The following is a 7,772-nucleotide window of genomic DNA, read 5'->3' as shown; positions in this document are numbered from 1 at the left end:
CATTGATGCAAGACCGCTCACCGCCAATTCGACGAAATCTTCTTGCGACGCGCGGCCGGACCATACATAAGGGTCAAAAAGCAGTCGATGCCGACCAAACGGAGCGGCTTCCGCTTAACCCGCGAAAGGTGACGCTCATGAGTACACGTCCTACTGCTCCTGCAATAGCTTGAGCCGGCAGCGCAGCGCCTCGCGGATATGCGCGCGCGCGAGCTGCTCGGCCTTGTCGCCATCGCGCGCGGCGATGGCCTCGATGATGGCCTGGTGCTCGCCATGGCTGGTCGAGGGGCGGCCCGTCACGGTGAAGGTCGTCGGGCCGAGCAGGGCGATCCAGTCCTGCAATTCGCGCGAGGCGTTGTCGAGATAGCGGTTGCGCGCCGCGCGGCAGATCGCCTCGTGGAAACCCCGGTTCAGCCGCGCCATGTCGGCAGCGTCGGTCCGGGACGTTTCCACAAAAGCCTGTTCGATGTCCCGAAGCGCGTCGACCTCAGGCGCGGAGGCGTGCTCGGCGGCAAGGCGTGCCGCAGCGCCCTCCATGATCTCGCGCATCGCGTAGAGCTCGAGCACCTCTGAAATGTCGAGGTTGCGCACGATCAGCCCGCGTCCGCCAGCGGGCTCGACGAAGCCGCGCGCGGCGAGCCGGCCAAGCGCCTCCCGCACCGGCGTGCGGCTGACCTTCAGCCGTTGCGCGACCTCTTCCTCGCGCAGGCGGTCGCCGGCGCGGTAGCTGCCGGCCTGGAGCGCCTCGCAGAGCGAGCGGAATACGGCTTCACCGAGCGCGACGCCACTGCCGCGCGCGATCGATCCGCCTGCCTTCGCCGGACGTCTGGCCATGGTCCCTCAGTGCGCATCCTGCCCATGCAGAGATGCCGCTTGCGTCGTGTCTGTATATCTTTGTATACAAACGTACGCAAGAGTCGCCAGGGTTGACCAAGCCCTCCGGCGGGCAGAATGTCTCCAACTTCGTCGCATCGGGCAGACGCGCATGGGCAGCAAATACGATGTGCTGGTGATCGGCGGCGGCAACGCGGCGCTGTGCGCGGCGATTTCCGCCCGGCGCGGTGGCGCCTCGGTCATGGTGTTCGAGGGCGCGCCGAAATTCTATCGGGGCGGCAACACCCGCCACACCCGCAACATGCGCTGCGCCCATGACGCCGCGACCGAGATCCTGACTGGTCCTTATACCGAGGAGGAGTTCTGGGAAGATCTGCTGCGCGTGACCGGCGGGAAGACCGACGAAGTGCTCGCCCGCCACATGATCCGGGAGTCCAAGGACATCCTGAACTGGATCGTGGAGCAGGGTGTGCGCTGGCAGCCTTCGCTTGGCGGCACGCTGAGCCTCGGTCGCACCAACTCCTTTTTTCTCGGCGGCGGTCGCGCCATGCTCAACGCGCTGTATCTGACCGCCGAGCAGCTCGGCGTCGATGTCGAATACGACGCCGAGGTCACCGACCTCGTGATCGAGGACGGGATGTTCCTCGCTGCGCGCCTGAAGCGGCCGATCAAGGGCGAGACCGAGATCCATGCGACCTCGCTGGTGGCCGCCGCCGGCGGGTTCGAGGCCAACATCGAATGGCTGAAGCAATATTGGGGCGAGGCCGCCGACAACTTCCTGATCCGCGGCACGCCCTATAATCGCGGCGCGATCCTGAAGATGCTGCTCGACAAGGGCGTGCAGGAGGTCGGCGATCCCACCCAGTGCCATGCGGTTGCGATCGACGCCCGCGCGCCGAAATTCGACGGCGGCATCATCACGCGGCACGACTCCGTCGTGTTCGGCATCGTCGTCAACAAGCACGCCCAGCGCTTCTACGACGAGGGCGAGGATCTCTGGCCGAAGCGCTACGCGATCTGGGGCCGGCTGGTCGCGGCGCAGCCGGACCAGATCGCCTACATCATCTTCGATTCGACCGTCGTCACCAGCTTCATGCCGACATTGTTTCCGCCGATCGCGGGGCAGACCATCGCCGAGCTCGCCGGCAAGCTCGAGCTCGATCCGGCCGCGCTGGAAAAGACCATCACCGAGTTCAACGCTGCGGTGCGGCCCGGGACGTTCGACCACACGATCCTGGACGATTGCGTAACCGAGGGCATCACACCGCCCAAGACTCATTGGGCGCGCAAAATCGAGACGCCGCCTTACCTCGCCTATCCGGTGCGGCCGGGCATCACCTTCACTTACCTGGGCACGCGCGTGAACAAGGACGCGCGGATGCTGATGGCGGACGGCAGGCCGTCGGCGAACATGTTCGCGGCCGGCGAGATCATGGCAGGCAACGTGCTCGGCAAGGGCTATGCCGCCGGCATGGGCATGACCATCGGCAGCGTGTTCGGGCGGATCGCAGGACGGGAAGCGGCGAAACATGCACGGAACTAGGATCCTGGACGAAACCGACCGTCTGATGACAGTCTGCAATTCCTGCCGCTATTGCGAGGGTCTTTGCGCGGTCTTCCCCGCGATGGAGATGCGCCGCGCTTTTTCCGACGGCGATCTCAACTATCTCGCCAATCTCTGCCATTCCTGCGGCGCCTGCTATGTCGACTGCCAGTTCTCGCCGCCGCACGAGTTCAACGTCAACGTCCCCAGGACACTCGCGGTCGCGCGTGCGGAGTCCTATGCCGCCTATGCCTGGCCGCATGCGCTCTCCGGGGCGTTTGCGCGCAACGGCCTCCTCATCAGCATCGTCGCTGTGCTGAGCATGGCCGCGTTCATTCTCGGTTTTGCGGCGCTGAATGATCACAGCGTGCTGTTCGGCGTACACACCGGTCCGGGTGCGTTCTACAAGCTGATGCCGCACAATGCGATGGCCGCTTTATTCAGTGCCGCTTTCCTCTACGCAATCCTCGCCCTGGTCATGAGTGTGCGCGCGTTCTGGCGTGACATCGGCACGCCGATCGGCGGTCGCGCCGATGGCGGCTCGATCTTCCAGGCGATCCGCGACGCCGGCGAGCTGCGCTATCTCCATGGCGGCGGTGTCGGCTGCTACAATGAGGACGACAAGCCGACCGACCGGCGCAAGCTGTTCCACCATCTGACGTTCTACGGCTTCCTGCTGTGCTTCGCCGCGACCTCGGTTGCCACGCTGTATCACTATCTGCTCGGTCGCGAGGCGCCGTATCCGTGGTGGGATCTGCCTGTCGTGCTCGGCACGCTCGGTGGCATCGGCCTTGTCGTTGGTCCCATCGGACTGTTCCTCGCCAAATCGCGCCGTGCGCCCGAGCTGCTCGACGACAACAGCTACGGCATGGATGTCGGCTTCATCGCGATGCTGTTCTTGACCGGGGCGACGGGCATGCTGGTTTTGCTCCTGCGCGAGACCGCCGCGATGGGGCCGCTGCTGGCGTTGCATCTCGGCGCGGTCTTTGCGCTTTTCATCACCATGCCCTACGGGAAATTCGTGCACGGCATCTACCGTTTTGCGGCTCTGGTGCGTTACGCGCAGGAGCGGCGGACGGCGGCCTAGTGGTCAGGCGTCCTGAAGCGGCCATCGTGAAGAAAAGCGATCGTCTGCTCGATCGCGACGCCATGGCGCGGCAGCCCGGTATGAGACGCCTTGACGATGATGTGGTCAGCCATGCCGGCCAGCTTCGCGCTTGCAACTGAAACGCGTCCATCATTGGGACGCGGAAGGACGAAGGCTGAGGCGATTGGCGCGATGGTGGCGCATCCCGCGATGATGCCGATCGCATAGTCGGGCGGTGGCAGGTCGGCAAGCACCGGGTCTTGAGCCGTCGCAAGCTGCAAGCCAGCCGGACCGAAAGCGGCGCGGTAGAGCGAAAAGTCCTTGAGGAGATCGGCGACCTCGCTGCCTTGATTGGGCGTGCCCAGCATCACGACGCGGCCGAGCCGCGCCGGCCGGTGTCGCGCGATGTAAACTCGTGTAAGCAGACCGCCCATGGAGTGGGCGACGAAGTGGACCGCACCGTTGCATTGCCCGGCGAATGCAGCGACGGACGGATGAATCTCCTCCGCGAGCTGTTCGAGCGGCTTCTTGCGGCTGGCATAGTCGAGGTTGAGCGTCGCGAAGCCGAGGCGCTGAAGCGCTCGTTCCAGTTTCTTCAGCGTCCAGGAGCCGACGCCGATGCCGTGAAGCAAGACCACGCCGTCGCGCCGACCATCCGGCGCGACGGCGATGGGTTGGGTCTTACGCAACCTCGCGTTCCGGTGAGGTCGCCTGCTCGCGGGCCATCGTCGTGGCCGTGACGTAGTCGGTCTTGCCGGTGCCGAGCAGCGGCACCTTGTCGACCACCATGATCGTCGCGGGCACGGTCAGCTCGGAGGCGCCGATCGACTTGGCCTGGGCCTGCATCGCGCTGCGCTCGGCATTCTTCTCCGTCGTCAGCAGCACGATGCGCTCGCCCTTGCGCTGGTCGGGGATCGACACGGCGACCGAGCCAGCCTGCGGCCACAGCGTCGTCGCGATGCTCTCGACTGCGGACAGCGAGACCATTTCGCCGGCGATCTTGGCGAAGCGCTTGGCGCGGCCCTTGATGGTGATGAAGCCTGCGGCGTCGATGGCCACGATATCGCCGGTGTCGTGCCAGCCCTCGGGCAACACTTCGAGCACGCCAGGGTTTTCGGCCCTGAGGTAGCCGAGCATCACGTTCGGTCCGCGCACCGAGAGGCGCCCACCTTCCTCGATGCCGGGGACCGGATCGAGGCGGCTTTCCATCAGCGGCGAGAGGCGGCCGACGGTGCCGGGCCGGTTGGCCATCGGCGTGTTCATCGCCAGCACCGGCGCCGTCTCGGTGACGCCATAGCCTTCGAGGATGCGGATGCCGTAGCGCTCCATGAACACCTGGCGCGTGCGGTCCTTCACCGCCTCGGCGCCGGCGATCACCAGGCGCAGGGTGCGGAAGTCGTAGGCATGCGCCGAGCGGGCGTAGCCGGTGAGAAACGTGTCGGTGCCGAACAGGATCGTGGCGCCGGTCTGGTAGATCAATTCGGGTACGATGCGGTAGTGCAGCGGCGAGGGGTACATGTAGATCGGAATGCCCGCGAGAACAGGCATCATCATTCCGCCCGTCAGGCCGAACGAGTGGAACACCGGCAGCACGTTGAACACCTTGTCGTTGGCGTTGGCATCGACCCGCGCGAGCGCCTGCGCGGCGTTGGCGAGGATGTTGCGGTGGGACAGCACGACGCCCTTGGGCGTGCCTTCCGAGCCAGAGGTGAACAGCACGACGGCGGGATCGTTGGCCTGGCGGGCGACGCGCGGGGCGGTGCCGGCGAGCAGGCCCTTGATCTTGTCGGCGGTGCCGATCGTGGCCCTGATATCTTCGAGATAGACGACGCGCGCCTCGGCCGAGATCGCGGCCATCAGCTTGTCGAGCTTGCCCTTCTCGATGAAGGCTTTCGATGTCAACACGGTCTTGACCTGCGCGGCCTTCATGGCGGCGAGGACGTTGACCGGGCCGGCGGAGAAGTTGAGCATCGCGGGAACGCGGCCGATGCTCTGCAGCGCCATGAAGACGACGGCGACGCCCGCGGAGTTCGGCAGCAGCACGCCGACGTTCTCGCCGGCCGTCGTGCCGGTCTCGAGCTTGCGGCTCAGAACCTGCGCGCCGAGGATCAGCTTGCGATAGGTCAGCCTGGTGCCGAGCGCGTCCTCGATGATCACCTTGCCGGTGTCGCGGTCGCGATAGGCATGCCCGAGCGCCTCGAACAGCGAGTGATCGAGCATGGCGTTCTTCACCAGGGCGTCGATCATCACGTCCTGAAGCGCCGCGCCCGCGGCGTTGCGGCGCGCCTTGCCCTTCAGCTGTTCATCGACCGGCAGCTTGACCGGCGGCAGGATCGTGACCGTCACCCGCGGAAACCACGAGCGCTTGATCTGGCTGGAGTTGAGGTAGCTGAGATGCGAGCGCTGGGCGCCTTCGATGCGAACCGGCACGACTACGGCGTCGGCCTTGTCGGCGATCATCGCGGTGCCATCATAGACCTTCATCAGGGAGCCGGAGACGGTGATGCGTCCCTCCGGGAAGATCACCACCGGCTCGCCGGCGGCGACGAGCTTGATCAGGTCGCGTGCGGCCAGCGGCTTGGTCGGGTCCATGGTGTAGTGCTTGACCACGCGCAGGAACGGCTTGGCCCACCAGGCCTTGGCGATGCCGGTGTCGACCGCGAAGCTCGCGTCGATCGGCAGCACGGCGTGCAACAGCGGGCCGTCGACCAGGCTGACATGGTTGGGCGCGATCAGCATCCGCGTGCCCGGAGGCGGCAGGTTCTCGAGCCCGCGCACTTCGGTGCGGAACAGGGCGCGAAACAGCAGGCCGCCGAAATCGCGCACGCCTTCCTTGTCCCATTTCGTCAGCACGAACCACACGGCGCCGAAGCTCGCGACACCGAGGCCGAAGAAGATCCAGCCGACATGCAGTCCGCCGGCCTGGAGCAGTGCGACGAACAGCGAGCCCACCACCATGAAGGCGGCCTGCAGCACGTTGCCGGCGGCGATGATGCGGGCGCGCTCGCCCGGTACCGACCAGGCTTGCACGGCGGCGAAGGACGGAACCACGAAAAGCCCGCCGCCGAACGCGAAGGCGACGAAGTCGGCCAGCATGCGCAGACCCGCGAACGAGGTCGCGAAGTCGACCGCGGCGATGTCCTGGCCTTTGGCTGTGACAGCGATGGCCCAGGCGAGATCGAGCCCTGCGCAGCCCATGATGATGGCGCCGATCGGCACCAGCGCGAGGTTCGGGCGAACATGGCTGAGGCTGGCGGCGAACAACGAACCGATGGCGATGCCGATCGCGAAGATCGCCAGGCACAGCGTCACCACGCCTTCGCTGCCACCGACGACGTCCTTGACCAGCGCGGGCAACAGCGACAGCACGATGGCGCCGACCAGCCAGAACCAGGATACGATCACGGTGCCATCCCACAGGCGGTGGTCCGCATAGAGTGTCTTCAGCAGGCTGAATGTCGAGGTCCAGGGATTGCCATCGACGGGCAGATCGGGCGCGGAAGGCGTTGTTTGCGGAATGCGGGAGGCAAAGGCCCAGGACAGCAGAGCCAGCACGACCACGGCCGACGCGACCCAGCCCATATGGGCGGAGCCGGCCACGAACTGGCCGCCGGCGACGGTGCCGAGCAGAATGGCCATGAACGTCGCGCCTTCGACGAGCGCATTGCCGGTAGCGAGCTCGCCGAGCTCGAGCTGGTCCGGCAGCATCGAGTATTTCACGGGGCCGAACAGGGCGGCGATGATGCCGAACAATGCGAGCGCTGTGAACAGCAGCGGCACCGAGTGCATGAAGAAGCCGGCTGCGGCAAAGGCGGCAGCGAAGATCTCGGCAAACTTCAACCGTCGGGCGACGACGGATTTGACGTATTTGTCGGCGAGCTGACCGCCGAGCCCTGACAGAATGAAATAGGGGAAGATGAAGACGGCGCCTGCCACCGTCACGAGGGCATCGCCGTGGCCGGTTGCGGCGCTGTAAAGCAGGATGATGACGAGTGCGTTCTTGAGCACGTTGTCATTGAGCGCCGAGAAAAATTGCGCCCAGAACAGCGGCGCAAAGCGGCGTGACGACATCAAATCCCTGATCATGACTAGTCCTGTTTTGGAGAGGCAGCCCGAGGTTGTTACGTTGCAGGTCGAACGTCACGACCGGAAGGGTGTGGGAGAAGCGATCGCAGGGCGACCGTGGTCGCCGGCTGCCCGTGTCCCCTCGGTCCCTCCGATCCTGTTGGTCTCCAGGTGATCTCGTTAGGTTCGCAAATATCCGGTCGCGGTCGCAGTTGGGGCGAAAATGCCGCGCCTGACACATAT

General features: G+C 65.6%; 5 protein-coding genes. 2 read left to right on the top strand and 3 right to left on the bottom strand.

The window, feature by feature from the left end:
• Positions 1 to 150 precede the first annotated feature (150 nt).
• Positions 151 to 834: a GntR family transcriptional regulator gene (locus QY049_RS34170; protein ID WP_258763005.1), complete on the bottom strand. Its 684-nt coding sequence runs from the start codon at positions 832 to 834 to the stop codon at positions 151 to 153.
• A 151-nt stretch (positions 835 to 985) separates the two neighbouring features.
• Here QY049_RS34170 and tcuA point away from each other — a divergent pair, with 151 nt between their 5' ends.
• The gene (gene tcuA, locus QY049_RS34165) at positions 986 to 2,377 is read left to right on the top strand and encodes an FAD-dependent tricarballylate dehydrogenase TcuA (protein WP_258763004.1); all 1,392 of its coding nucleotides are present in this window, start codon (positions 986 to 988) and stop codon (positions 2,375 to 2,377) included.
• The gene (tcuB, locus tag QY049_RS34160) at positions 2,364 to 3,464 is read left to right on the top strand and encodes a tricarballylate utilization 4Fe-4S protein TcuB (protein WP_258763003.1); all 1,101 of its coding nucleotides are present in this window, start codon (positions 2,364 to 2,366) and stop codon (positions 3,462 to 3,464) included. Before tcuA ends, tcuB begins: the two co-directional genes overlap by 14 nt.
• Here tcuB and QY049_RS34155 read toward each other — a convergent pair.
• A complete protein-coding gene (locus QY049_RS34155) occupies positions 3,461 to 4,153 on the bottom strand; it encodes a triacylglycerol lipase (protein WP_258763002.1) in 693 nt (230 codons plus the stop codon). The two genes, tcuB and QY049_RS34155, sit on opposite strands and share 4 nt — an antisense overlap.
• Positions 4,146 to 7,550, bottom strand: coding sequence for an acyl-[ACP]--phospholipid O-acyltransferase (locus QY049_RS34150; RefSeq protein ID WP_301270424.1), 3,405 nt, complete (start codon positions 7,548 to 7,550; stop codon positions 4,146 to 4,148). The genes QY049_RS34155 and QY049_RS34150 overlap by 8 nt, the downstream gene beginning before the upstream one ends.
• Positions 7,551 to 7,772: the final 222 nt, after the last annotated feature.

This window comes from Bradyrhizobium sp. WYCCWR 13022, from assembly GCF_030435535.1.
In the GTDB taxonomy this organism is placed as follows: Bacteria; Pseudomonadota; Alphaproteobacteria; order Rhizobiales; family Xanthobacteraceae; genus Bradyrhizobium.
The sequence above is the reverse complement of the archived record's forward strand: the minus strand, read 5'-3'. Positions and strand labels throughout refer to the sequence as shown.